General features: G+C 69.5%; 23 protein-coding genes and 2 pseudogenes. 5 read left to right on the top strand and 20 right to left on the bottom strand.

Translation table 11 applies throughout. The annotated features are described in order from the left end of the window. Positions 1 to 27 precede the first annotated feature (27 nt). A complete protein-coding gene (locus HEP85_RS25510) occupies positions 28 to 1,023 on the bottom strand; it encodes a LysR substrate-binding domain-containing protein (protein ID WP_248002073.1) in 996 nt (331 codons plus the stop codon). A gap of 159 nt (positions 1,024 to 1,182) precedes the next feature. On the opposite strand from HEP85_RS25510, the gene HEP85_RS25505 reads away from it, so the two are divergent. Further along, a complete protein-coding gene (locus tag HEP85_RS25505; RefSeq protein ID WP_168530010.1) occupies positions 1,183 to 1,737 on the top strand; it encodes a peroxiredoxin in 555 nt (184 codons plus the stop codon). A 6-nt stretch (positions 1,738 to 1,743) separates the two neighbouring features. After that, entirely contained in the window at positions 1,744 to 2,277 is a 534-nt protein-coding gene (locus tag HEP85_RS25500; protein WP_168530009.1) for an alkyl hydroperoxide reductase, read from the top strand. A gap of 258 nt (positions 2,278 to 2,535) precedes the next feature. Here HEP85_RS25500 and HEP85_RS25495 read toward each other — a convergent pair. The 4 genes and pseudogenes from HEP85_RS25495 to HEP85_RS25480 all read right to left on the bottom strand — a co-directional run bounded on the left by HEP85_RS25495 (position 2,536) and on the right by HEP85_RS25480 (position 7,698). Continuing rightward, positions 2,536 to 4,004, bottom strand: a pseudogene (locus tag HEP85_RS25495) (AI-2E family transporter). A gap of 137 nt (positions 4,005 to 4,141) precedes the next feature. After that, positions 4,142 to 4,858 carry a transglycosylase SLT domain-containing protein gene (locus tag HEP85_RS25490; RefSeq protein ID WP_168530007.1) on the bottom strand — a complete coding sequence of 239 codons (717 nt, stop codon included), beginning with the start codon at positions 4,856 to 4,858 and terminating at the stop codon, positions 4,142 to 4,144. A gap of 428 nt (positions 4,859 to 5,286) precedes the next feature. After that, positions 5,287 to 6,612 carry a PhoH family protein gene (locus tag HEP85_RS25485; protein ID WP_168530006.1) on the bottom strand — a complete coding sequence of 442 codons (1,326 nt, stop codon included), beginning with the start codon at positions 6,610 to 6,612 and terminating at the stop codon, positions 5,287 to 5,289. Positions 6,613 to 6,924: 312 nt separating this feature from the next. Next, complete coding sequence (locus tag HEP85_RS25480; protein WP_168530005.1) at positions 6,925 to 7,698, bottom strand: isoprenyl transferase; 774 nt, start codon at positions 7,696 to 7,698, stop codon at positions 6,925 to 6,927. A 198-nt stretch (positions 7,699 to 7,896) separates the two neighbouring features. On the opposite strand from HEP85_RS25480, the gene mgrA reads away from it, so the two are divergent. Together mgrA and HEP85_RS25470 are read left to right on the top strand one after the other, a co-directional pair. Further along, positions 7,897 to 8,934 (top strand): L-glyceraldehyde 3-phosphate reductase, encoded by a 1,038-nt coding sequence (gene mgrA, locus HEP85_RS25475; protein ID WP_168530004.1) that lies wholly within the window; start codon positions 7,897 to 7,899, stop codon positions 8,932 to 8,934. A 427-nt stretch (positions 8,935 to 9,361) separates the two neighbouring features. Continuing rightward, positions 9,362 to 9,697 carry a DUF192 domain-containing protein gene (locus HEP85_RS25470; protein WP_168530003.1) on the top strand — a complete coding sequence of 112 codons (336 nt, stop codon included), beginning with the start codon at positions 9,362 to 9,364 and terminating at the stop codon, positions 9,695 to 9,697. Between the two features lie 325 nt (positions 9,698 to 10,022). On the opposite strand, the gene HEP85_RS25465 is transcribed toward HEP85_RS25470, so the two are convergent. Continuing rightward, on the bottom strand, positions 10,023 to 10,793 hold the full coding sequence (locus tag HEP85_RS25465) for a class I SAM-dependent methyltransferase (RefSeq protein WP_365219792.1): 771 nt from the start codon (positions 10,791 to 10,793) through the stop codon (positions 10,023 to 10,025). Between the two features lie 86 nt (positions 10,794 to 10,879). On the opposite strand from HEP85_RS25465, the gene HEP85_RS25460 reads away from it, so the two are divergent. Next, positions 10,880 to 11,392 (top strand): DinB family protein, encoded by a 513-nt coding sequence (locus HEP85_RS25460; protein WP_248002072.1) that lies wholly within the window; start codon positions 10,880 to 10,882, stop codon positions 11,390 to 11,392. 37 nt (positions 11,393 to 11,429) lie between these two features. Here HEP85_RS25460 and HEP85_RS25455 read toward each other — a convergent pair whose 3' ends face one another. The 14 genes and pseudogenes from HEP85_RS25455 to HEP85_RS25390 form a co-directional block, all read right to left on the bottom strand. Next, the gene (locus tag HEP85_RS25455; protein ID WP_168530002.1) at positions 11,430 to 11,927 is read right to left on the bottom strand and encodes a GNAT family N-acetyltransferase; all 498 of its coding nucleotides are present in this window, start codon (positions 11,925 to 11,927) and stop codon (positions 11,430 to 11,432) included. A gap of 93 nt (positions 11,928 to 12,020) precedes the next feature. Further along, positions 12,021 to 12,893, bottom strand: coding sequence for an LLM class flavin-dependent oxidoreductase (locus HEP85_RS25450; protein WP_329527287.1), 873 nt, complete (start codon positions 12,891 to 12,893; stop codon positions 12,021 to 12,023). Between the two features lie 42 nt (positions 12,894 to 12,935). Beyond that, positions 12,936 to 13,457, bottom strand: coding sequence for a hypothetical protein (locus HEP85_RS25445; RefSeq protein ID WP_168530000.1), 522 nt, complete (start codon positions 13,455 to 13,457; stop codon positions 12,936 to 12,938). Next, complete coding sequence (locus HEP85_RS25440) at positions 13,454 to 15,748, bottom strand: hypothetical protein (protein ID WP_168529999.1); 2,295 nt, start codon at positions 15,746 to 15,748, stop codon at positions 13,454 to 13,456. Before HEP85_RS25440 ends, HEP85_RS25445 begins: the two co-directional genes overlap by 4 nt. Before the next feature lie 10 nt (positions 15,749 to 15,758). Continuing rightward, the gene (locus HEP85_RS25435; protein WP_168529998.1) at positions 15,759 to 16,232 is read right to left on the bottom strand and encodes a hypothetical protein; all 474 of its coding nucleotides are present in this window, start codon (positions 16,230 to 16,232) and stop codon (positions 15,759 to 15,761) included. 165 nt (positions 16,233 to 16,397) lie between these two features. After that, positions 16,398 to 16,973, bottom strand: coding sequence for a dihydrofolate reductase family protein (locus tag HEP85_RS25430; RefSeq protein WP_168529997.1), 576 nt, complete (start codon positions 16,971 to 16,973; stop codon positions 16,398 to 16,400). Between the two features lie 12 nt (positions 16,974 to 16,985). Further along, positions 16,986 to 17,639: an OmpA family protein gene (locus HEP85_RS25425; RefSeq protein WP_168529996.1), complete on the bottom strand. Its 654-nt coding sequence runs from the start codon at positions 17,637 to 17,639 to the stop codon at positions 16,986 to 16,988. Positions 17,640 to 17,641: 2 nt separating this feature from the next. After that, positions 17,642 to 18,234: pseudogene (locus tag HEP85_RS25420) on the bottom strand (hypothetical protein). A 15-nt stretch (positions 18,235 to 18,249) separates the two neighbouring features. Beyond that, on the bottom strand, positions 18,250 to 18,843 hold the full coding sequence (locus HEP85_RS25415; RefSeq protein ID WP_211118248.1) for a pilus assembly protein TadG-related protein: 594 nt from the start codon (positions 18,841 to 18,843) through the stop codon (positions 18,250 to 18,252). Between the two features lie 11 nt (positions 18,844 to 18,854). Next, entirely contained in the window at positions 18,855 to 19,055 is a 201-nt protein-coding gene (locus HEP85_RS25410; protein ID WP_168529994.1) for a hypothetical protein, read from the bottom strand. A gap of 102 nt (positions 19,056 to 19,157) precedes the next feature. Continuing rightward, positions 19,158 to 19,889, bottom strand: coding sequence for a response regulator transcription factor (locus tag HEP85_RS25405; protein WP_168529993.1), 732 nt, complete (start codon positions 19,887 to 19,889; stop codon positions 19,158 to 19,160). Next, the gene (locus tag HEP85_RS25400; protein WP_168529992.1) at positions 19,882 to 21,336 is read right to left on the bottom strand and encodes a sensor histidine kinase; all 1,455 of its coding nucleotides are present in this window, start codon (positions 21,334 to 21,336) and stop codon (positions 19,882 to 19,884) included. The genes HEP85_RS25405 and HEP85_RS25400 overlap by 8 nt, the downstream gene beginning before the upstream one ends. Then, positions 21,336 to 22,226 carry a DUF5936 domain-containing protein gene (locus HEP85_RS25395; protein WP_282189855.1) on the bottom strand — a complete coding sequence of 297 codons (891 nt, stop codon included), beginning with the start codon at positions 22,224 to 22,226 and terminating at the stop codon, positions 21,336 to 21,338. The genes HEP85_RS25400 and HEP85_RS25395 overlap by 1 nt, the downstream gene beginning before the upstream one ends. Before the next feature lie 16 nt (positions 22,227 to 22,242). Beyond that, positions 22,243 to 23,184, bottom strand: a complete 942-nt coding sequence (locus HEP85_RS25390; protein ID WP_329290100.1) for a type II secretion system F family protein — start codon at positions 23,182 to 23,184, stop codon at positions 22,243 to 22,245. Positions 23,185 to 23,200: the final 16 nt, after the last annotated feature.

Below are 23,200 nucleotides of genomic sequence, written 5' to 3'. Positions count from 1 at the left end.
TGTCCGGGCGGGGACCGTCACGGCGGTTCAGGCGTCCTGGCCCAACACCCTTACCGGCAGCGGTCGCAGCGCCTCGCGCAGGGCCGCCGCCAGTTCCTCGTACTCCGCCCCCCGCGCCGCCCCCGCGCGCATCACCAGCGCGATCCGCCGGGTCGGCGCCGGGTCCGCGAAGTACCCGGTGAGGAGCTGGTCGCTGCGGGTGGTCTCGACCCTGACGGCGGTTCGCGGCAGCAGGGTCACCCCGAGCCCGCCGGCGACGAGCTGGACCAGGGTGGACAGCCCCGCGGCGGTGGTGGTGACGGGGGCGTCCGCGCGCCCCGCCTCCCGGCAGATGTCGAGGGCCTGGTCCCGCAGGCAGTGCCCCTCGTCGAGCAGCAGCAGGTTGAGCTCGCGCAGGGCGTCGCGCGCGATCCCCTGCCGTCCGCCGAGCGCGTGGTCCAGCGGCGTTACGAGCACGAAGTCCTCGTCGAAGAGCGGGAGTTCGACGACTCCGGGCATGCCGAGCGGCACGGCCAGGAGCAGCAGATCGAGCCGCCCGACCGCCAGTCCGTCCAGCAGGCTGGCCGTCTGTTCCTCGTGGACCTGGAGGTCGAGGTCCGGGTAGCGGTCGTGGACCAGTCCGAGGACCGTGGGCAGGAGGTAGGGCGCGACGGTCGGGATGACGCCCAGTCGCAGGGCCCCCGTGAAGGGCGCCCGGACGGCCTCGGCCTCTTCCATGAGCGCGCCGACCTCGTCCAGAACGGCCTTGGCGCGTACGGCGAGACGCTCGCCCGCGGGAGAGAGCAGCACCTTGCGGGTCGTACGCTCCAGCAGGGTCACCCCGAGCGTCTCCTCCAGGGCGGAGACCGAGCCCGACAGCGCGGGCTGGCTCATGCCGATCGCGGCGGCGGCGTCCCGGAAGTGCAGGTGTTCGGCCACGGCGGCGAAGGCGCGCAGTTGGGCGAGGGTGGGCTGACGGCGCCCGTTCCCCTTGGGAACTCCGGCGCCTTTGGCGCTCGCTCTGCCGCCGACAGGGCTCACCATGGCGGCCGCCTCTCACTCATCGTCACTGATAGTTGCATCCGATCAACGTGACCGAGTGTACCAATTTCACTAATCAATGCAGCTTGTGCCACGATCGGCATCGTCCGACCCAAGGGAAAAGTCCTCAAAAGGGGCGTTCCCTCGCTGCAAGGAGAGCGCGTGCTCACTGTTGGTGACAAGTTCCCCCAGTTCGATCTGACCGCCTGCGTCTCGCTGGAGAAGGGTGAGGAGTTCCGGCAGATCGACCACAAGACCTACGAGGGTCAGTGGAAGGTCATCTTCGCGTGGCCCAAGGACTTCACCTTCGTGTGCCCGACCGAGATCGCCGCCTTCGGCAAGCTGAACGACGAGTTCGCCGACCGTGACGCCCAGGTGCTCGGCTTCTCCGGCGACTCCGAGTTCGTGCACCACGCCTGGCGCAAGGACCACGACGACCTGCGGGACCTGCCCTTCCCGATGCTGGCCGACTCGAAGCACGAGCTCATGCGGGACCTCGGCATCGAGGGTGAGGACGGCTTCGCCAAGCGTGCCGTGTTCATCGTCGACCAGAACAACGAGATCCAGTTCTCCATGGTGACCGCCGGCTCCGTCGGCCGTAACCCCAAGGAGGTCCTGCGGGTCCTGGACGCCCTCCAGACGGACGAGCTGTGCCCGTGCAACTGGACCAAGGGCGAGAACACCCTCGACCCGGTGGCGCTCCTGGCGGGTGAGTGACCCTCCATGTCCCTCGATGAGCTGAAGTCCGCCGTACCGGACTACGCGAAGGACCTGCGCCTCAACCTGGGTTCGGTCATCGGCAACTCCGAGCTTCCGCAGCAGCAGCTGTGGGGGACGGTGCTGGCGTGCGCGATCGCGTCCCGTTCACCGCGGGTGCTGCGTGAGCTGGAGCCGGAGGCGAAGGCGAACCTGTCGCCGGAGGCGTACACGGCCGCCAAGTCCGCCGCCGCGGTCATGGCGATGAACAACGTCTTCTACCGCACGCGGCATCTGCTGTCGGACCCCGAGTACGGGACCCTGCGGGCCGGGCTGCGGATGAACGTCATCGGCAATCCCGGTGTCGAGAAGGTCGACTTCGAACTGTGGTCGCTGGCCGTCTCCGCGGTCAACGGGTGCGGGCAGTGTCTCGACTCGCACGAGCAGGTGCTCCGCAAGGCGGGCGTCGGCCGGGAGACGATTCAGGAGGCGTTCAAGATCGCTGCGGTGATTCAGGCGGTCGGGACGACGCTGGACGCCGAGGCGGTTCTCGCGCAGTAGTCCCACCAGGAGGCCCCGTTCACCACGTCGGTGAGCGGGGCCTTCGGCATGCGTCCCCGTACCTGGGGGCTCCGCCCCCAGACCCCCGTCGGTCTTAAGGGCCTTGTCCTCAAACGCCGGACGGGCTGGGTATGTCAGCCCGTCCGGCGATTGAGGACGAGCCCTTCGGGCGAAGCGGGGGTCCAGGGGCGCAGCGCCCCTGGCGGGGTCCGGGGCGGAGCCCCAGGGACGGGTCGGGTAGGGGCGGAAGAAGCGGGGTCAGCGAGGTGGGCGGGACGATGGGAGTTCCGATGCCGTGGCCCCGCGCGGCTCCGGCGCATGCCTCTGCCCCGGCTCCCGCGCATACGACCGCAGATACCCGACCACCGTGTTGGTGACCGCCACCAGCGGCACGGCCACCACGGCCCCCCGATCCCCGCGACCAGCCCACCCGCGGCGACGGACAGCACCACCGCCAGCGGATGCACCCGCACCGCCCGCCCGAGAATGAACGGCTGCAGGATGTGGCCCTCGATCTGCTGCACGGCGAGCACCACGAGCAGCGTCATCAGCGCGGTGAACACCCCCTGCGTCACGACCGCGACCACGACCGCCAGCGCCCCGGACACCACCGCGCCGACCAGCGGGATGAACGCGAAGAGGAAGATGAAGACGGCCAGCGGAACGGCCATCGGCACATCGAGGAAGTAGATGCCGAGGCCGATGAAGATGGCGTCGATCAGAGCCACTATCACCGTGCCGCGCACATAGGCCGTCAGCGTCCGCCACGCACGCGGCCCCGCTCCCGCCACCCCGGGCCGCGCCGCCGCCGGCACCAGCTTCAGCGTCCACTCCCAGATCCGCTTGCCGTCGTACAGCAGGAACAGCGTCGAGAACATCGTGAGGAGGATGCCGGTCAGCGCCTCCACGATGACCGTGACCCCTTCGAGCCCCGCCGACGTGATCTGGTCGGTGTTCGCGCCGATCGCGTCCCGCAGGTTCTTGGCGATCTCGTTGATCTGTTTGTCCGTCACATGGAACGGGCTGTTGAGGAGCCACTTGCGCAACTCGTCGATGCCGTCCTGGATCTGGTCCGAGAGGTTGTCGATGTTCTCCTGGACCTGCCAGACCACGAACCAGCCGACCAGCCCCATGATGACGAAGCCGAGGATCGCGGTCAGCGCGGTGGCGAGCCCCCTCGGGAACCCGACCCGCTTCAGGCGCGCCACCGTCGGCTGGAGCAGCGCGGTGATGAGCAGCGCGGCGACGAAGGCGAGGACGACCAGTTGTACGGCGCTGATGACGCGCATCAGCACCCACAGGGTGCCCGCGAGGACGAGCAGCCGCCAGCCGGCCTCGGCCGCGACCCGTACACCCCACGGCACCGCCATCGAAGGATCGGGGCGCGCCGCTCCTTCGTACGCCTGGGCGTCGGGAGCAGAGGTGGGTGCGGGCACGGTGTGCCGGGACGCGGGAGCGGGCGTGGCGGCGGAGTCCGGTGCGGGCGTCCGCGCCCGGTCCGGGTCGTCCCCGTACGCGTCGTCGTCCCCGTGGGCGTCGGCGTCCTGCCGCCCGGTCGCAGCGGCGGAGTTCTCCGCGTCCCGTACGGCCCGGGTGCCGAAGGGGTCGTCGGTGTCGAGCGCGCCCGAGGACTCCTTCTCCACCTCGGCGCGGCGTTCGTCCAACCGTTCCCCGAGCTCGGTCAGTCCGGCGCCGAGCCGGCCGAGCCACCCTGGCACTCGCGACATGATCGGTCCTCTTCCCCCGCTCCGCCCCACCACTCCCCCCCTGGAGTCGTCGGCTCCGACCGTACATGGCCGAAGCCCCTCACCCTAGGACGGGGAGGGGCTTCAGAAGGTTGAGCGGCCGGGGTGCGGCGTGGGGCTCAGTACCAGTGGTTGGCCTGCCAGAACGACCAGGCCTCGCACGGGCTGCCGTAGCGGCTGTCCATGTAGTTGAGGCCCCACTTGATCTGGGTGGCCGGGTTCGTCTGCCAGTCGGAACCGACGGTCGACATCTTGGAGCCGGGCAGGGCCTGGAAGAGACCGTAGGCACCGGAAGAGGCGTTGACCGCCCGGTAGTTCCAGCTGGACTCGTGGTCCACGATGTTGCTGAAGCACTGGAACTGCCCGCTCGGGACCATCGAGGACGCCATCGCCTGGATCTGCGCGGTGGTGTACGAGGCCTGAACCGAGAAGGTGGAGGCGTCACGCGTCGCGGAGCGGCTGGCCGCTTCCTTGGCGGCCTTGCGCTCCTTGGCTTCCTTCTCGGCCTTTTCGGCAGCCTTCTGCTTGGCGACCGCGTCCTTGGCCGCCTGCAAACGGGCGGCCTCCTCCGCGTCCTTCTTGGCGCTCGCGTCCGCGGCGATGGCCTGTGCGTCGGCCTGCTGCGTCAGGGACGCGGTCTGCACCTGGGCCTGCTGGCCCGCAGGTATGTCCGCGAGGAGGGTCGAGTCGCTCGCCGTTGCCTCGGCGTCGTTCGACGGCTGTCCAGTGCTGCCCGAGGCAACACCGGTAACGGCACCGACGGCGGTGACTGCGGTGGCCGAAGCCACTGCGAATCCCCGGACCGAAATCCGGCTCACACGGTTTCCTTCCAGCATCGCCCGCTTAGGTGACCCTCGCGGACGCAATCTTGCCCCTGACGCTGGCCTCCGCACTGCATGGTCACGGGAGGCACGGGCCCGGTGGGCAACTCCCTCTCGGGGAGCGCCGCATGGTGCGCGGGCGGCATACGACGGCTCTATGGAGTTCTGAGGTTCCTGTTGTTCCGTACCGCTGGGGGTACAGGTGTGTCGTATGCGGGGCCTGACAGGACTGAGACTCTGCCGTAACCCGACGCGTCGAGGCAATTCTCAGTTGCGTGTGAAAGCTCACACCCCGTTTGCCCCAGCGGTTTTCCGGAAACAAGCGCGCACGAAGACGCCGCCCGGCTAGGCTCTTCGCCTTCTGCCGGACGGCGCCAACTACGGTGTACCCGCCACCTTTTGACCAAGTACGGTCAGAAGGGAACAGGCGGTGCCAGGTGCGGTCAGATCTGTCCGTCCTCCAGCATTTCGGTCACGAGCGCCGCGATCTGGGACCGCTCGGAACGGTTCAGCGTCACGTGCGCGAAGAGCGGGTGGCCCTTCAACTTCTCGACGACGGCGACCACTCCGTCGTACCGGCCGACACGCAGGTTGTCCCGTTGTGCCACGTCATGGGTGAGAACCACCCGTGAATTGGCGCCGATCCGGGACAGAACGGTCAGCAGCACGTTCCGTTCCAGCGACTGTGCCTCGTCCACGATCACGAAGGCGTCGTGCAGCGAGCGGCCGCGGATGTGCGTGAGCGGCAGGACCTCCAGCATGCCGCGCGCGGTGACCTCCTCGATGACCTCCCGCGAGGTGACCGCCGACAGTGTGTCGAACACCGCCTGCGCCCAGGGGCTCATCTTCTCGGACTCGGAACCGGGCAGATAGCCCAGCTCCTGCCCGCCCACCGCGTACAGCGGCCGGAAGACCATCACCTTCTGGTGCTGGCGCCGCTCCAGGACGGCCTCCAGGCCCGCGCAGAGCGCGAGCGCGGACTTGCCGGTGCCGGCCCGGCCTCCCATCGACAGGATCCCGATGTCCGGATCGAGCAGCAGATCGAGCGCGATGCGCTGCTCGGCGCTGCGGCCCTTGATACCGAATGCCTCCCGATCGCCGCGCACCAGGCGGACGTTGCCCTCGGACGTGACGCGGCCGAGGGCCTTGCCGCGCTCCGACTGGATCGTCAGGCCGGTGTGCACCGGAAGGTCGGACGCCTCGGGGACGTAGACGTGTCCCTCCTCGAAGAGGAGGTCCACCTGTTCGCCCGACAGGGTCAGTTCGGACATTCCGGTCCAGCCGGAGGAGCCCGTGATGGCGAGTTCCGCGCGGTACTCCTCGGCGAGGAGACCGACGGACGAGGCCTTGATCCTGAGCGGCAGATCCTTCGATACGACAGTGACGTCGTACCCCTCGGCCTGCAGGTTGCGGGCGACCGCGAGGATGCGGGAGTCGTTGTCCCCCAGGCGGTACCCGCTGGGCAGGACGCTGGGGTCCGAGTGGTTGAGCTCGACACGTACGGTCCCGCCCAGTTCCCCGATCGGAATGGGGGCGTCGAGGCGGCCGAACCGTACCCGGAACTCGTCGAGCAGGCGGAGGGCCTGCCGGGCGAAGTAGCCGAGCTCGGGATGGTGCCTCTTGGCCTCCAGCTCCGTGACCACGACGATCGGCAGCACTACCTCGTGCTCGTCGAAGCGGCTCAGGGCATTGGGATCGGCCAGCAGGACGCTGGTGTCGAGAACATAGGTGCGCCGGTCTGGCATACGGCGCTTTGTGCTGGTCACCACGGAAGGACGTACCCCCTCGGATGAGGTCGGGGAGCGACGAAGGAGATCTGGACCGGTCGACGGCCACGCTGCGCGGGCCGGGGACCGGCCCTCCACTTCGTCCGTGCTGTGACCGCACGGTCGGGCTGGTGCAAAGGGCCTCCCGGGCGGACGGCCCCGTGCCGTCCGCTGAGATACGACACCCGTGGTTCGGGCGTCGACCTGCATGGCTTATGCCCTCGAACGCGCATGGCCATGCAAGAGCATGTGACCACGCGTTCGTTAACTCCGGATGACGTATGTCCCTCGCGGCATCCCGGGTGACCCCGTGGATCAGCCGCCGTAGCGGCGGTGTCGCGCCGCGTAGTCACGCAGGGCGCGCAGGAAATCGACCTTGCGGAAGGCGGGCCAGAAGACTTCGCAGAAGTAGTACTCCGAATGGGCGGTCTGCCAGAGCATGAACCCGGACAGGCGCTGTTCGCCGCTGGTACGGATCACCAGGTCCGGATCGGGCTGGGCACTCGTGTACAGGTGCTTGCCGATGAGGTCGATGTCGACGGAGTCGGCCACGTCGGCGAGCGAGGCGCCCTTGTCCGCGGCGTCGAGGAGCATCGAGCGGACCGCGTCGGCGATCTCCTGGCGGCCGCCGTAGCCGATGGCGACGTTGACCAGTATCCCGTCGACGTGCGCGGTGGCCTCCTCGGCCTCCTTGAGGGCCGTCTGCATCGGGGAGGGCAGCAGATCGGGCGTGCCGACGTGGTGCACGCGCCAGCGGCCGTCGGTGGCCAGGGTGCGCACGACGCCCTCGATGATGCCCAGCAGCGGGACGAGCTCGTCCTCGGGGCGGTCGAAGTTGTCGGTCGAAAGCAGCCAGAGCGTGACGACCTCGACGTCCGTCTCGGAGCACCAGCCGAGGAACTCCTCGATCTTGTCGGCTCCGGCCCGGTGGCCCTGGGCGGCGGTGTTGCCGGCCGCCTTCGCCCAGCGCCGGTTGCCGTCCATGATGACCCCGATGTGCTTGGGCACCTGGTCGTGGTCGAGGTGGCCCTCCACCCTGCGTGTATAGAACCTGAGCAGCAGACGGCGCAGGTTGTCCCGCAGGTTCACGTGTTGTCAGCCCCTCCGTGCGGATCGGACCGGCGCGCCCGAGCGGCCTCGCTCGGCGCAACCCCTGTCCCGATGGCGGTCCCCGGGGGCGAAGCCTACCCCCGGCCATGTCCTGCCGAAGCCCACCCCCGGGCCCCCCGCGGGCCTCCCGCGGGCCTCCCCCGACGGGTTCCGGCACCCTGGCATAGGTTCGTACCCATGAACGACCAGCCTCTTTACCGCGCCTCGACGGAGCGGTACGACTCGATGGAATACCGGCGCACCGGAAGCAGTGGCCTGAAGCTGCCGGCCGTGTCGCTCGGCCTCTGGCACAACTTCGGCGACGACCGCTCGCTCGACTCGCAGCGCGCGATCCTGCGCCGCGCCTTCGACCTCGGCGTGACGCACTTCGACCTGGCGAACAACTACGGGCCGCCGCCCGGCTCGGCGGAGCTCAACTTCGGCAAGCTCCTGAAGCAGGACTTCGCGCCGTACCGGGACGAGCTGGTCATCTCCACCAAGGCGGGGTACCTGATGCACCCCGGCCCGTACGGCGAGTGGGGCTCCCGCAAGTACCTGCTGTCCTCCCTGGACGCCTCGCTGAAGCGGATGGGCGTCGACCACGTCGACATCTTCTACTCGCACCGCTTCGATCCGGACACCCCGCTGGAGGAGACGATGGGCGCGCTCGCGTCCGCCGTCCAGCAGGGCAAGGCGCTGTACGTCGGCGTCTCCTCGTACAGCAGCGAGCAGACCGCGGAAGCGGCCCGGATCCTCACCTCAATGGGTGTACGGCCGCTCATCCACCAGCCCTCGTACTCGATGATCAACCGCTGGACCGAGGACGACGGCCTGCTCGACACGCTGGAGGCGGCCGGCATGGGCTGCATCTCCTTCGTGCCGCTCGCGCAGGGCCTGCTGACGGGCAAATACCTCCAGGGCATCCCGGAGGGCTCGCGGGCCACGCAGGGCAAGTCGCTGGACCCGCAGCTGCTGAGCGACGAGGTGCTGCGCCGGCTGAAGGGGCTGAACGCCATCGCGGCCCGCCGCGGCCAGTCCCTCGCCCAGCTCGCGCTCACCTGGGTGCTGCGTGACGAGCGGATGACCTCCGCCCTCATCGGCGCGTCCAGCGTGGCGCAGCTCGAGGAGAACGTGGCGGCGCTGGCCGGTCCGAGGCTCACGGACGAGGAGCTGAAGGAGATCGACACCTTCGCGGTGTCGACGCCGGGGACGAACATCTGGGCCGGACGGCAGTGAGTCACCGCCCTCGTGTCCCCGAGGTCAGGGGGGCGCACGGGGGCGCAGACACCGGCCCGGCGGGCCGCCGTGTCGGGGCACAAAAAAACGGGCCGGTCCGTGGGGGGGAGACGGACCGGCCCGAGGGGGGGTTTCCACCATAACCCTTCGTAAGTGATGCTGCGTGCATCGGCGTGCCACAACTACTCTCCGAAACCGCCCGACGACGCCACGGTGAGTGCGGAAGCCCTCATTCAGGCCGTGATCTTGGCCGAATCACAACGGATTCAAAGGGAATCACGCGGTATTCGGAGGAATCCACAGGGAATCAGGGGGATCCATGGGGTCCGCGCCCCCTGGCGACCCCCGCACCGCCCGCCCCTACGTACTCCGGGAGAGTGACGCGCGTCCGCGTCGCCCGCTTGACGACGGCGCTAACTTCACAGCCATGGTCATGTTCACCACGGAACGGACGTCCGAACCCGTGCCGCTGGAACTCGCCGAGTCGGCGCGGGCCCGGCGTCGCGGTCTGCTCGGACGGGACGGGGTCGAGGGGGCGTTGCTGCTCGGGCCGGCGAGTGCGGTGCACACCCTGGGCATGCGGTTCACGATCGATGTCGCGTACCTGGACCGGGGACTCAGGGTCCTGGCGGTGCGGACGATGCGGCCGGGCCGGCTGGGGCTCCCCCGTCCGCGTTCCCGGTACGTCCTGGAGGCGGAGGCCGGGGCGATGGAGCGGTGGGGTGTGCGGCGCGGGGCCCAGGTCACCCTGCACGGCCGCTGACCATGCGCCGGACGCGGCACCGCGCAGCCCCCTCCACCGCGCGGTGCCACACACGCGCAGCTTTGCTCACGCGAATTACCTTGGTCTGAACCTACGCGAGGCGATCAACCAGAGCGAGGCGCCCTCGATAACGATGTGGAAACCCCGTGAGCCGGTCCGCCATCCGGAGGAACATCTCGCACATGACGGCCCGCATCAGGGCGTTTTCGGTCAATCGGTTCCGGCAGGTGTCGATCATCCCGTTCGCCCTCGGACCGGGGCGGTGCGGAGGGTCTCACCGAGCCGCCCCTCCGGACGGCCGCGTCGACGGCGGCGGCCCTGATTCCTACGGCCGCGGCTTCCGCGCCTCGATCAGGAAGCGGGTGCTGTGGGCGACGAACGGTCCCTCCGTCTCGATCCGTTCGTGCAGGGAGCGGAGTTGGGGCCGGTACCGGTCGACGGTGAAGCCGGGGACCATCCAGATCACCTTGCGCAGGAAGTGGACGACGGCTCCGATGTCGAGGAACTCGACGCGCAGCCGCTCCGCACGCAGACCGACGACGTCGAGCCCGGCGGACTCCGCGGCGGCGCGGGCCCGGTCGGGGTGCCGGGCGTTCCTGACCTCCTCCGGCTGCGGCCCGAGGAAGTGCTCGACCAGTTCGAAGACGCTCGCGGGACCGACCTGCTGGGAGAAGTACGTGCCGCCGGGGCGCAGGACACGGGCGGTCTCGGCCCAGTGGGTGCTGACGGGGTGCCGGCTGGTGACCAGGTCGAAGGCTCCGTCGGCGAAGGGCAGCGGCGCGTCCTCGGAGGCGGCGACGACCACGGCGCCGCGCGGCTGGAGCAGGGTGGTGGCCTTGGCCAGGTTCGGCGGCCAGCCCTCGGTGGCGACCATGACCGGGGGCAGTTTCGGCGCGGAGGCGAGGACTTCGCCGCCGCCGGTCTGGATGTCCAGCGCGGCGGCGGCCGGCGCCAGCCGCTCCCCCATCGCCCGCGCGTACCCCCAGGAGGGCCGCTGTTCGGTGGCGCGGCCCTCGAACCAGGAGAAGTCCCAGCCCTCGACGGACGCCGCCGCGGCCTCGGCGACGAGGGCTTCGAAGGTACGCGGAACGGTCATGCCGGCGATCCTCCCAACGGCTGCCCACGGAAGCGAGGCGATTTCCGCCGCCTGACGGTGTCGGTGGCCGCTGCTACGTTCCGGGCATGACGACGAGGACCAGGGCCGGGCACATGCCGTACACGGGCGGCGAGAAGGAGAGCCTGCACGCGAGTCTCGACCGGCATCGGGACGCCGTGCTCTGGAAGCTGGAGGGGCTCGACGACGAGCGGCTGAGGCGGGCGATGACACCGTCGGGCACGAACCTGCTGGGCCTGGTGAAGCACCTCGCGTCCGTCGAGTACGGCTGGTTCTGCTCGACCTTCGGGCGTGCCACCGAGCCGCTCTGGTTCGACCCGGCCTCGGAGGAGGACATGCGCGCGGGGCAGGGGGAGACGACGGCGCAGATCGTGGAGTTCTACGGCCGTGCCCGCGCCGCCGCCGACCGCACGATCGCCGAACTGTCCCTCGACGACGTGGGCACGTCGTGGCACGGCACGACGGTCTCCCTGCGCTGGGTCCTCATCCACATGGTCGAGGAGACGGCCCGGCACGTGGGGCACATGGACATCGTGCGGGAGCTGATCGACGGGAGCACGGGGGGTCACCGGCCGGACTGAGGCGGACGTCGGCGCTCCCGACCCGGCGGACGAGGGGTCACGGGCGCTCGGGCGGCTCCTCCCCCGCGGTCCCGCCAGTCTGCTCCAGGACCAGCAGGGCGTGTTCGTCCTCGCCGTGCCGCACCGTCCCGGTGTGCCGGAAGCCGTGCTTCTCCAGCAGGCGGACCGAGGCGGTGTTCTCGGTGAAGGGGTCGGCGTACAGGGGCCGGTTCCGCTCGATGCCGAGGAACAGGCCGAGGGCCCTGCCCCCGATGCCACGGCCCCAGTACGGGCGGCCCAGCCAGTAGCCGATGAACCGCCGGTCGTCCTCCCACCAGGCGACGATGTTGCCCGCCACCTCCTCGTCCACGACGACCGCCTGCACCAGGCCGGTCGCGTCCCCGAGGATCCGCTCCTTCCAGTGGCGCATGAAGGCGTCCCGCGGCCGTGGCGTGAACCTCGAACGCCGCAGGGCCTCGGGGTCGTGCTCGTACACGAGGAAGGCCTCCAGGTCGGCCTCCACGACGTCCCGCAACCGCACGCTGTCCTCTGTCATGCCCGCAAGTCTGGCACCCGGCACTGACATCGGGTCTGCCGCCGGCTGGGGCCGCCGCCCGGCGGCCGCGTGCTCGGCGGTCGCGCCCTCGGTCTACGGGACGAGCGCCCGCACCTCCTCGGCCGCGAACCGCACGAACCCCTCGGGATCGGGTTCGTCGCCCGTGGGCTGGAGGATCACCGCGTCGGCCCCGGCGTCCGCGAGCCGCCGTACGGCCGCGGCGACGGCGCCCGCGTCTCCCGCGACGCCGAGGTCCGGGACCGGGCCGAGGCCCTCCGACTCGAACTCGGCCTTGAGCCGGGCGTCGGCGTCGGGTCCGGTGGCGGTGAGGAGATACACGACGACCCGGTGCGGGTCGCTGCGGCCGGCGGACGCGCGCCCCTCGTCGATGAGCCGGCGTGCGCGCCGTACGCCGTCCGGCGTGGTCGACGAGGTGAGGACGGTGCCGTCGGCGGCCTCCCCGGCGAGCCGGAGCGTACGCGGTCCGGTGGCGCCGGCGAGTACCGGCACGGGGGTGGACGGGGGCCAGTCGAGGGCGACGTCGTCCAGGGTGACGTACCGTCCGCGCGTGCTGAGGCGCTCGCCCCGGAGCAGCGCGCGCAGGGCGTCGAGGTGCTCGCGCAGCAGGGTCAGCGGCGACTCGGGCCGTGCTCCGACCTGCCCCATCCACTCCTGTACGCCGTGCCCGACGCCGAGCACGGCCCGGCCCGGGAACATCCGGTGCAGGGTGGCGGCCTCCATGGCGACGACCGCCACGTTGCGCAGGGGCACCGGCAGCAGGCCGACCCCGACGCGCAGGCGCTCGGTCCAGGCGAGCGCGGCGGCGGCCGCCGAGATCCCGCCCTCCCGGAAACAGTCCTCCCACAGCCACAACTCCTCCAGCCCCACGTCATCCGCGAGCCGGGCGACGTCTCGGAGACGTTCCGGGGGCAACTGGGGGCGGAGGACGGCGCCGAGAGTGGTCATGGGTTCCTCGTATCGGAAGGCAGGGGTGTTGGGCGACTGGTTTCAGGACTCGCAGGGGAGGGTCTTGCGGTAGGCCTCGGAGAACGGGTCGAGGAAGCGTTGGAGCTTTTTGCTCATGTCTCCGTCTGAGTGGATCAACCGCGCCTCGATGGAGAACCGCTCAGACTTGTACTTGGTGTTCTTGCAGTCGACCACGGTGAACGCCTTGTGGTCCTCCAGCGCGAAGCGTCCCTCGTCGGCCGAACGTGAGTTGAAGGCGTGGGCCTTGTCGGCAGCTTGCTCGGCGGTGGTCCCGGCAGGCTGCCAGATACCTTCGACAACGAGCTCGATATCGCCGTCCACGTGCACCGTGCAGTACTGGTCCGGGGCCGCATTGGCCGTCTGTGACTTGACGACCCTCAGCTTGTCACCCCCCGGCAGCAATTCCTTGGTGAGTGCCGGCTTCGCCGGAACACCGCAGAGCTTGTCCGGAACCGCGTAGGCCTTGTCGTCGCCGCTGGAGCACCCGACGAGTGGCAGCAGGGCGAGTGCGCCGAGCACGCCGACGGCCTTGTGTCTGATCACGATGCGTCTCCCGCGCTTTCCATCGTGGCGCCGGCGGTGTGTCCGTCGTCCGCGCCGTTCGCCGCCGAGTTCTTGAGGTCGTTGATGGTGTCCGCGTTGAAGCCGCTGTTACGGGTGGCCGCGCCCACAGCGGTCCTCGCCGAGTCCATCACCGCCGAGCGGCCCTCGTGATAGGTCCGCGTCGCATCCCCTTCGGCCTGGTCCGAGGAGTCCTTCTCGATGCTCTTCATGATGGACTCCTGAATGTCCTCGGAAGCCCACTCAAGAGGAGCGCCAAGAACCGGCACGCGTTCGGCGGCCTTGTCGATTCCCATGCCGAGGAGACGGTCCGCCCACTTCTGCTTGTCGGCGGCGGCTTCGTTGAACTCCTTGTCCGACGCTGTGTGGTAGTCGAGTACGGCGTCGGCCCGCGATTCACTCATGACGCCCGCGACGATTCCCCCCGCGCGCGTGGCGTTGCGCAGCCGCTCGGCGTCCGAGACGGACGAGTCGCTGTCACCGTTGATCACGTCGTTCACAACATTCGCTGTGTACGCCTGTTGAGCACTGGTGATGGAGGCATAGGCATCCGGGTCCTGGCCGACTTCCGCCAGGAACCGGTGTGCGAACTCCGGGTTCAGCCGGGCTGATTCCCCGAAGGACGTGAACTGCTCCCCTCCTCCGGCAAGGGACGACTGGAAGTCCCCCATGTACTCGGCGGTGATGTCCCCGAGGCTTCCCCGCATGGCGTACAGCGGGCCGCTCTCCTCGTCGATGTCCCCGTTCTCGTTGTGCCGGATCAGTCCGGGGTCTTCGCCGAGCTTGTTCACGATGTCGTTGACGAGTTGGGCCCGCTCCGGCGTGTGCCGGATCGCGTCCGCGGTGTCGTCGCTGTCGTACGGGCGGCCCGTCGTCGCCGATTCAAGGGCGTGGCCCAGCGCCTGCGGGCCGTAGCCCAGCGCGGTCTTGGTCTTGTCCTCGTCGGCGAGGATGTTGGTGTCGTTGGTGTCGACGGTCCACTCGAAGTCCTTGTCGGTGAACAGGTCGAGATACGTGTCGAACCCGACCTTGCCGCCCGTCTTGACCGTGCCGTCCTCGTTGTACGCGGTGGGCGGATCGGTGAAGAACTTCTCCGAGGCCTCCGGGCTGTGGCCGAGCGCCTCCAGGACACTGTTGAGCGGGTCGTTGCCGGTGCCGAGCCGGCCGGAGGGGTTGAAGCCGTAGATGTCCTCGCTGCCCATCGGCTTGTTGTTGAGGAAGCGGTACGGGTCTTCCTTGTGGAGCTGGGTGATGTGCTCCGCGATCGGGTTGATGAAGCGGGCGTCGTAGTTCCCGTAGCGAAGGAGTCCGCCGAGGACCTGGTATCCGTACGGCTTGTTCCACTGGCCCTTTTCCCAGCCGATCTCCTGGGTGCCGAGGCGGCGGAAGTCGGCGCCCCAGCTGCCCGGCAGGTGGTGCGCGGTGTCCGGGTCGGTCGCGTTGGCCAGCGCGAAGCCCATGTTCTGCTGGAGGTCGCGTACGGCGTCCAGCCGGACCTTGGTCGCCTCCCCGCCGGTCCCGTCGATGGACATCTCGGCGTAGAACTCCAGCGTCTTCTCCGGCCCGCCGAGTCCCTCGTAGAACTCGGTGGCGAACTCGCCGTCCTTCTCACGCCCGTTGCAGCGGATCAGCCGGTTGAGTTCGGCCAGCTCCTGGTCGGTCATCTTGTCGCCCTTGTGGGCGAGTTCCAGCGCGCGTTCGACCTGGGCGTCGTTCAGGGACTCGTACGCGCTGTGCCCGGCGTTGTGCGGATCGCCGCCGTGGCTCTTGCGCAGGGCGCGGGCCACCGACGCGTCGATCTCCGAGGCGTGGGCGAGGAGTCCGTTGACACGGCCCTCCAACTCCTGCCTGGCGTCGAGCTGTTCCTGCGTCCGTTCGTCCGTGTCGCCCCGGATGTGCGGGAAGAAGCAGCGGACCTTGCCGTCGCCGATGTCCTCGACGCGGATGCCGAGGGCGGGGGCGTCCGTCTGGACCGCGGTCCTGATCTGCTTCTGCAGGGCGGCGAGTTCCGTGTGGGCGTCGTCGAGGACCTGGTAGATGCTGTTGGCCTCGGTGTGGAGGTCGGCTATCTCCTTGGTCGTCTTGCCCACGAACTCCCGTGTCACCGTGGCGTTCACCCCGGCCCAGCGGGCGGCGTCGGACTTGGCCTGCATGCCCTTGCGGGCGTTCTCGGCCTGGGTCTTGAGACCGTCGACGGTGTTCTTCCAGTCGGTGACGGCGGTGGCGAGCCTGCCCAGGTCGACCTCGACGAGGTCCGTGAACGTGAGTGCCATCCGGGCGCCCCTACTTGAAGTACTTGTCGAGTTCGGACACCGACTCGGCCGAGCCGTCCCGGCCCTGGAGCACGGCCGCGATCTCGGCGTCCTGCTCCGCGTGCAGCTTCTTGCTGAAGTCCAGGTGGTTGGAGATGTGCGCGCACGCCTGGAGCACCGACTTGGCCTGGGAGGTCCACACCGAGACCGTCTGCTCCAGAGCCCCGCCCATCTCGAAGCCGTGGGACTTCAGGGCGGCGGCGGACTGCATCGTCGAGCCCGCGCCCCCCTTGTCGGCGCCGGCCCCCGCGATGTCCGTCTTCTTGTGGAGCTCCCCGTAGAGGATGAACGCCTCGTGGCCCACGGCTCCCAGGTCGTCCTGGTTGACCACGAGATCGGCGCCGCCACCGCCGCCCGGGTCGGCGGGCAGTTGGTTCAGCCGCATGTGCGTCGTGCTCCGCCGGGCCGCGTCGGCCTTCAGCTTCTCCCACTCGTCCCAGGCCATGCGACTCGCGCCCTCCCGCGTTCCCTGCTGTCCCCGTGATTTCCGCGATTTTTGTACTGCGGCAGCTGGTCACGGCCCATGAGCGGCCGTCCCCCTTACCGCGTCCTTACCGTAGCAACGGTGCCGTGAGCGTCGATCACTCGAAGGACACCTCACATCAATGCTTCACACTTGCCCCGCCGGCACTCGCTCGTACCGCAGGAGTACGACCCCGTTGCCGAAGGTGCGGGTCTCCGTGAGCTGCAGCGCGGTCAGGGCGTCCGCCTGCGGGAACAGGGGTTTCCCGGCGCCGATCAGCACCGGATGGACGTAGATCCGGAACTCGTCGACCAGGTCGTGCCGCAGGAACGCGGCGGCGAGGTCGGCGCCGCCCAGACCCAGGTCCCCGCCCGGCTGCTCCTTGAGCGCCCGGACCTCCTCCGGTACGACGTCCCGTACCACGGTGGTGTTCCAGTCGGCCCGCTCCAGCGTCCGTGAGTAGACGATCTTCGGGATGTCCCGCCAGATCCCGGCGAACTCGGCCTCGGTGGGGGTGCTCGCGGGGTCCTGGTCGGCGGTCGGCCAGTACGCGGCCATCAGCTCGTGCGTCACCCGGCCGTCCAGCAGGGCGCCGAAGCGGCTGATCTCCTCGTTGAAGTGCCGGTGCAGTTCTGCGTCGACCCGGTGCCAGTCGATCTCGCGGTGCGGTCCCTCGATGTACCCGTCGAGGGACACCGACATCATCAGCACGATCTTTCTCATGGCAGCACGCTCTCAGCTCTGGGTCCCCGACGAGGTACCGCTCGACGCGCCGCGCGGGAAGGTCACCTCGACACGGCGGTTCTTCCGGCGGCCCTGCTCCGAGGTGTTGTCCGCGATCGGATAGTCCTCGCTGTAGCCACGCACCTCGAAGGTGACGTCCGTCGAACCGAGCGCCGCCGCCAGCTCGTCGTGGACGATCTCCGCGCGCTTCTTGGAGAGGGTCAGGCCGTGGGCGTACGAGCCGAGGTCGTCGGTGAAACCGAAGACCCTGACCGTCGTCGCCTTCTGAGCCTTGATCTCGTCCGCGATCGCGTCGATGCGCGCGCGGGCGTCCGGGTTCAGTTTCGAACTGTCCTTGGGGAAGAGGACTTCGGCCTGCAGCGCGAACGTCACGTCCGAGTTGGTGTCCTCACGCCGCTCCTCCCCTCCGAGGTCCTCCACCACCGACTTGATGTCCAGCACCTTGGCGGGGGCGAGGGTGGCGCCGTCGGCGAGTTTGAGGCCTGGGCTGGTGGCGTCCACCGAAGGCGGAGGCGACGTGGTGACGCTGCCCGGGGGCACGCTGGGGTCGGTGCCGTCGGCGTACGCCGGGCCGGGGAGACCGAGGGCGACCAGTACGGCGAGGGCCGTGAGCGTCGTCGCGGCGGAGCGGGGTGGGAGGGCCATGGCTACTCGCCCTCGGAGATCTGGATGGAGGCGGGGGCATGGAGCCGACCTGGAAATCGACGTCGTCGCTACCGGCGGGTGGGGCGGGGAACTGGGCGAACCAGTCGGTGGTCGCGCCCTGCTTGACCCCCCCGGTGAACTGCGTGCACAGACAACGGCCGGACGTGTCCCGGAGGATGAAGTACTTTTTCTTGCCCTTCTGGTCGATCAGAGTGGCACCCGCGATGGAGGCGCCGTTCTTCGCCAACTCTCGCTCGTCTCCACGCCAGTTTCCTGCGATCCAGATGTTGTCGGTGTTGTTCGTGACCGTCCCTTCAACAGTCACGAAGCCTCCCCCGTCGCGCTTGGCGGAGGTGACCGTGAGTGTCAGGCCGTTCTCGCCTTTGACCTCAGCCAGCGGCGGAACGGACTCCGGCGTCTTCGACTGCGCCGTGTCTCCCCCAGTACTGCTCTTCACGGGCGGAGAGGACGACGTTCCCTTGTCGTCCTTCGCGCCGTCTCCACCGCCACAGCCGGCCACCGTGAAGAGCAACCCAGTCGTGATCGCCACCGCGCTCAGCGCCCTGCGGCCCTTCATGGTGTGCCGAAAGTCCATCGGTACGGCTTCCTCTCACTCGGCCAGATGCACAGAGAACAGAACGGACGCGTCCGGAAGGTCGACCGGATCGAAATTTCCGGGGTCGATGTTGACGGTCTCGCCGTCGCAGCTCAGCTCAACGGGCTTCTTGGGGTCCGCGGCCGGATCGAAGTCACAGCGCGGCTGGATGACGGCGACGGCGTGCGCGGTCGCGTGCCTGGTCTCGGTGCCGGGAATGATCGACCTGCCGACCGTGTAGTTGGTCTGGATATCGGCCTGGTACCCGGGATAGCCGTTCCTCTCGACAGCCTGCAGGCCTCGAAGCGTCGAGTCGTTCTCGGCAGCCAACTGCTGGGCCGCGGCGTCGGCCCCCAATCCATCAGGACCCTGTACCCCGTCGAGCCACTCCAGCCAGTTGTCGTCCTGACCGATGGCGGCCCCGAGCTTGTCCATCAGCTCGTCACGGGCGTCCTGCGCTGCCGCCAACGCCGCAGCGTCCGCCGCGGACTGAGCTCCATTGCGGGCGGACGCTGCCAGGGCAAACGCGAAGAAAGCTAAGGCGGCGAAGAGCAGGATCCCCGTCAACCAGATGTAGATCGGGAGGGTCTGCCCGTCGTCACTCCGCAGTTGCGCCGAGGTCAGCCGCCGATCACATCGTTGACCGCGTTGAGGATCGCCGTCGAGATCAGGTTGTCCAGCCCCAGGCTGTCGATCAACGTGAAGATCCCCGCAATGATGATCATCAGGCCCGCATACTCCACGAACCCGGCTCCCGCATCCCGCCGCTCGCCCCGTATCCGAGAGGCGACAGTCCGCTTCCAGCTGTCGAACTTGCTCATCGTCACTGTCCTCCCGCGCGACACCAATGCCAACCCGAGCACCGTATGTGATAGCACGCCTACTCCGGGTGGGCCCAGGGACCCAACTTCCACGGGGTGGAGTCATTGACCCCACCCCCTGCGCGCCGTCCCCAACCAGTGAGCGATCGCTTCACTGCGCGAGGAACTGTGCAACTTCGCGAAGATGCGGTTGATGTGGTTCTTGACAGTCTTCTCGCTGATGAAGCAGGCGGCGGCGATCTGACCGTTGTTCATGCCGGCCGCGATGAGGTCCATCACCTCCACCTCCCTTGAACTCAGCCCGAAGTCAAAACGGTTGGGAACCCGACGCCGCCGCATGGCTCCATGCCCGGAGCGGAGACTTGACGACTGTCCCACAATCGATTGCAAATGCGAAGAGATTTCGTTCGGTTCGTACGAAACACCGAGCGATTCCGGGAAGACGGGGCCACGATGCCCCAACTCCTTAACTGCGATGATGAGTTCAGCGACCGTGAACTCGCCGTGCACGAGATAGCCGACCGCGCCACGACGCAACGCCTCGGCCGCGACCTCGGGTTCGCGGCTGTACGTCAGCATCATCACGGGGGCGAGCCGGGCCAGCTCGGGCAGTGCGGTGAGCCCGTCCGTACCTGGCATGCGGACGTCGAGGAGGACGACGTCCGGCGGATGGGCAGTCGCCGCAGTAACGGCGTCCTCGCCGTTCGCGGCCTGGGCGACGACCTCGATGTCCGGATGGCCGCCGAGCAGCGCGACCAGTCCGGCCCGGACGACGGGGTTGTCGTCGGCCACCAGTACACGGAGGGTCGGGCCGGAAAGTGCCTGGTCAGGCATGTGCGGCCTCCTCTTGGGGGGTGTGGGGTACGGCTTGGGCGAGGGGGAGGGACAGATGGACCTCCGTCCCCCCTTGCGGAGAGCGCTTCAGGTCGAGACAGCCGCCCAGGGACGCGGCCCGTTCCGCCATGCCAAGCAAGCCGAAGTGGCCGGTTCTCGTCAGGTCATCCAGGACAAGTGCCACGGGCAGGCCCTCTCCGTCGTCCTGCACCCGTACGGCCAGTTCGTCCTCCGAGACGTCGATCATGACCTCAGCCCGCCTTGCTCCCGCGTGGCGGAACGCGTTCTCCAAAGCCTCGGAAGCAATCGCAAGTACCTGACGCGTCGTGGCGAACGGGAGGATCGGACGCCCGCCCCGATGCCTGAGCGTCGTCACGAGATGCGTGCGCTCCTGGAACTCGGCGACGCAAGCACTGAGTTCGGCCATGACGTCGGTGTCATAGGTCGCGTGGTCGGCTTGGCGGCGCAGATCCGACAGAAGGTCACGCGACTCCGCCGCCGCCCGGCGGGCCGCCCCCGCCACCGTCGTCGCCTGGCGCTTCAGCGTGCCCGGGTCCGCACCGTCCGCCGAGGCCGAAGCGGCCAGCGCCTCCGCCGCCAGGGCGAGCCCGTGCAGCGTCTTCGCCACCGAGTCGTGCATCTCGCGTGCCAGTCGCGCACGTTCCGACTCGACGGCCTCGGCGACGGCGAGGCGGGAGTTCGCCTCGGACAGTGCCTGGCTCGCCGTGCCGAAGCGGAACATCAGGTTGCGCAGGGTGACGCCGATGATGCCCGCGCCGACGCAGAACCCCGCGATCAGGAGGGTGTTGGCGCCGGCTCCCGGATGGTGCTGCCAAGCCCGGTACACCGTCACCAGGACGATCAGCTGGAGGCCCGTGAAGACGCCCGAGCCGCGCCAGCCGTACAGCAGGCCCGCCAGCAGCGGGGTGCAGACCGTCGCGTAGGCGAGGGGGGACGCGGGGGACGCGGTCAGGAGCAGCACCGCGCCGAAGGTCAGGTCCACGGCCATCAGGGTGGGGTGCGCGAGGAGGCGGGGGCCGAAGCGGTCCCAGTCCCTGAGCATGGCGTACGAGCCCATGACGCCGAGGACGGCGGCGGCCAGGACCGTGTAACGGGACAGGCCGTCGGTCGCGTTGGCCATCGCGAAGGGGGCGCCGATCGCGATCGCGGCGAGGCGGACGGCGAAGGCCTGGCGGCAGAGGGCCTGGAGGGCGTTGAGCTGGAGACGGACGTTGCCGGGGGCGGGGGCGTCGTCGGCCAGATAGCCGGGGCCCGCGCCACCGGGCCAGCTCGACGCCGCCGTCTCCCCGGCTTCCCCCGCCCGCTCCCGCTCCGCCGACGCCCACGGCCGGATCAGCCGGGCCCACAGCCGGCCGGGTGAGGCCGCCCACGGCCGGTGCGGCGCGGGAGGCGACAGCCAGGGCGGGGGCGTACGGCGGGTGTTCATCAGCGGCCCAGGATCGAGCCGAAGTTCGTGCCCGACCCCAGGAACATTCCCGTGGCGATCAGGATCATCGTCGCCGGGAGCATGAAGACGAGGGTGACCATCGTCGCCTTCGGGATGGTCTTGGCCGCGCGGCGGCGGGCGTTCTGGGCGTCCGTGCGGCGCATGTCCGTGGCGAGCTGGATCAGGGTCTCGGCGATCGGGGAGCCGAGTTCCTCGCCCTGCTGCAGTGCCGACACGAACTGGGCGACCTGTTCGGAGGAGTTGCGCCTGCGCAGCTCGTCGAAGGCCTGGCGACGGCTGACGCCCATGTCCATCTGGCGCAGTGTGATGCGCAGTTCGTCGGCCCACGGCCCCTCGTACTTCTCCGCGACGCGGTCCAGGGCCTGGCGGAAGCCGAGACCCGCCGAGACGACGACGGCGAGGACGTCGAGGAAGTCGGGGAGGATGCGGTCGATGGCCTCCTTGCGTTCGCGGACGGCCTGCCAGATGAGGGCGTCGGCGGCGACCAGGCCGAAGGTCAGTGAGAGCGCGGCGAACAGGAGCCGGCCGTTGGTGAGGAAGATCAGGCCCAGCAGGACGCCGAAGATGCCGTACACCGCGCGGCGCGCTGCATAGCGGTTGAGCGTCAGGCCGCCGGGGTTGCCCGCCATGTCTATGCGCCGGCGTTTGGCGTCGACGCGGCGGGGGCCCATCAGGCGCAGCACCGTGGGGGCGAAGCGCATGCCGAGGCGGTCGACGGCGGACTCCGCCTTGGAGACGCGGGTTCCGCCGACCTCCAGGGCGAGCGCGAGGTCGCTGGGCAGTTTGGCGTCGGCGCGGATCATGCGGATGCCCAGCAGGGCGCCCGCGACGGCGGCGGCCATCACGAGGGCGAGCAGCAGGGGGAGCAACGTGATCCCTCCTTCCTCAGACTTCGATCTTGCCGAGGCGGCGGATGACGAAGAAGCCGACGGTGTACAGGCCCAGCGAGATCAGGACGAGGGCCTGGCCGAGGCCGGAGCCCGTGACGCGGGCGAGCGCGCCCGCGTTCGAGGAGTTGATCAGGAGCAGCGAGCCGAGGCCGAGCAGCGGGACCGTGAAGGCCGTCGCGTTGACCTCGGAGAGCATCGTGCGGACCTCGCGGCGGGTCTCCTTGCGGTCCTCCAGGGTCTGGGTGAGGTTGCGCAGGGAGCTGACGACCGAGCCGCCCGCCTTGTTGGCGAGGACGAGTGTGGTGACCAGGACGATCAGTTCGCGGGAGGGGAGCCGCTCGGAGAGCTCGCCGAGGGCGTCGTCGATGGTGCGCCCCATCATCAACTGGTCTGCCACGTGGGCGAGTTCCTCGCCCGCCGGGTTCTCCAGCTCCTCCGCGGCCATCGCCAGCGCGGTCCGCATGGCAAGGCCGGCGGCGGTCGCGTTGGCCAGCAGCCTCGCCACGTCGGGGAGTTGACCGATGAAGGCCTCGATGCGTTTCTGTCGCTGCCAGTTGAGGAATATGACCGCGCTCCACACCCCGACCAGGGCGGCGATCGGGCCGAAGAAGGGGGCCAGCGTCGAGGCGGCGATCAGCCACAGCGCGACGACGACGGCGGTGACGTAGGTGGCGAACTCGCCCGCCGTCACGTCGAGGCCCGTCGCCGACAGACGCAGGTGGATGGTGCGGCCGAGACGGGTGCGGCGCAGCCGGCGGTCGACGGCGGCGAAGCGGCGTACGCGGCCGGCGGCCGTGCGCAGCGGGCCGCCGCCGGCGAGGCGGTCCACGAGGGCCTGGCGCTGGGCGCGCCCGGAGGCGTACGTGTGCACGCCCGCGACGGCGAGGGTGCCGCACAGGACGGTGGCGCCGAGGGCCAGGACGGCGGGGTTGTTCACGGCTCGCTCCTCTCGG

Origin of the sequence: Streptomyces sp. RPA4-2, assembly GCF_012273515.2 — a bacterium.
GTDB lineage: Bacteria > Actinomycetota > Actinomycetes > Streptomycetales > Streptomycetaceae > Streptomyces > Streptomyces kaempferi.
Note: the sequence above shows the minus strand (reverse complement) of the source record. Positions and strands in the feature narration are given on the sequence as shown.

What these genes read in the sequence shown, in the direction of transcription:
- HEP85_RS25455 (WP_168530002.1), bottom strand. Translation starts at nt 11,927, where the DNA reads ATGACAGAGGACAGCGTGCGGTTGCGGGACGTCGTGGAGGCCGACCTG.
- HEP85_RS25410 (WP_168529994.1), bottom strand. Translation starts at nt 19,055, where the DNA reads ATGAGCAAGTTCGACAGCTGGAAGCGGACTGTCGCCTCTCGGATACGG.
- HEP85_RS25490 (WP_168530007.1), bottom strand. Translation starts at nt 4,858, where the DNA reads ATGCTGGAAGGAAACCGTGTGAGCCGGATTTCGGTCCGGGGATTCGCA.
- mgrA (WP_168530004.1), top strand. Translation starts at nt 7,897, where the DNA reads ATGAACGACCAGCCTCTTTACCGCGCCTCGACGGAGCGGTACGACTCG.
- HEP85_RS25405 (WP_168529993.1), bottom strand. Translation starts at nt 19,889, where the DNA reads ATGCCTGACCAGGCACTTTCCGGCCCGACCCTCCGTGTACTGGTGGCC.
- HEP85_RS25460 (WP_248002072.1), top strand. Translation starts at nt 10,880, where the DNA reads ATGACGACGAGGACCAGGGCCGGGCACATGCCGTACACGGGCGGCGAG.
- HEP85_RS25435 (WP_168529998.1), bottom strand. Translation starts at nt 16,232, where the DNA reads ATGGCCTGGGACGAGTGGGAGAAGCTGAAGGCCGACGCGGCCCGGCGG.
- HEP85_RS25465 (WP_365219792.1), bottom strand. Translation starts at nt 10,793, where the DNA reads ATGACCGTTCCGCGTACCTTCGAAGCCCTCGTCGCCGAGGCCGCGGCG.
- HEP85_RS25440 (WP_168529999.1), bottom strand. Translation starts at nt 15,748, where the DNA reads ATGGCACTCACGTTCACGGACCTCGTCGAGGTCGACCTGGGCAGGCTC.
- HEP85_RS25450 (WP_329527287.1), bottom strand. Translation starts at nt 12,893, where the DNA reads ATGACCACTCTCGGCGCCGTCCTCCGCCCCCAGTTGCCCCCGGAACGT.
- HEP85_RS25470 (WP_168530003.1), top strand. Translation starts at nt 9,362, where the DNA reads ATGGTCATGTTCACCACGGAACGGACGTCCGAACCCGTGCCGCTGGAA.
- HEP85_RS25400 (WP_168529992.1), bottom strand. Translation starts at nt 21,336, where the DNA reads ATGAACACCCGCCGTACGCCCCCGCCCTGGCTGTCGCCTCCCGCGCCG.
- HEP85_RS25500 (WP_168530009.1), top strand. Translation starts at nt 1,744, where the DNA reads ATGTCCCTCGATGAGCTGAAGTCCGCCGTACCGGACTACGCGAAGGAC.
- HEP85_RS25425 (WP_168529996.1), bottom strand. Translation starts at nt 17,639, where the DNA reads ATGGCCCTCCCACCCCGCTCCGCCGCGACGACGCTCACGGCCCTCGCC.
- HEP85_RS25510 (WP_248002073.1), bottom strand. Translation starts at nt 1,023, where the DNA reads ATGGTGAGCCCTGTCGGCGGCAGAGCGAGCGCCAAAGGCGCCGGAGTT.
- HEP85_RS25430 (WP_168529997.1), bottom strand. Translation starts at nt 16,973, where the DNA reads ATGAGAAAGATCGTGCTGATGATGTCGGTGTCCCTCGACGGGTACATC.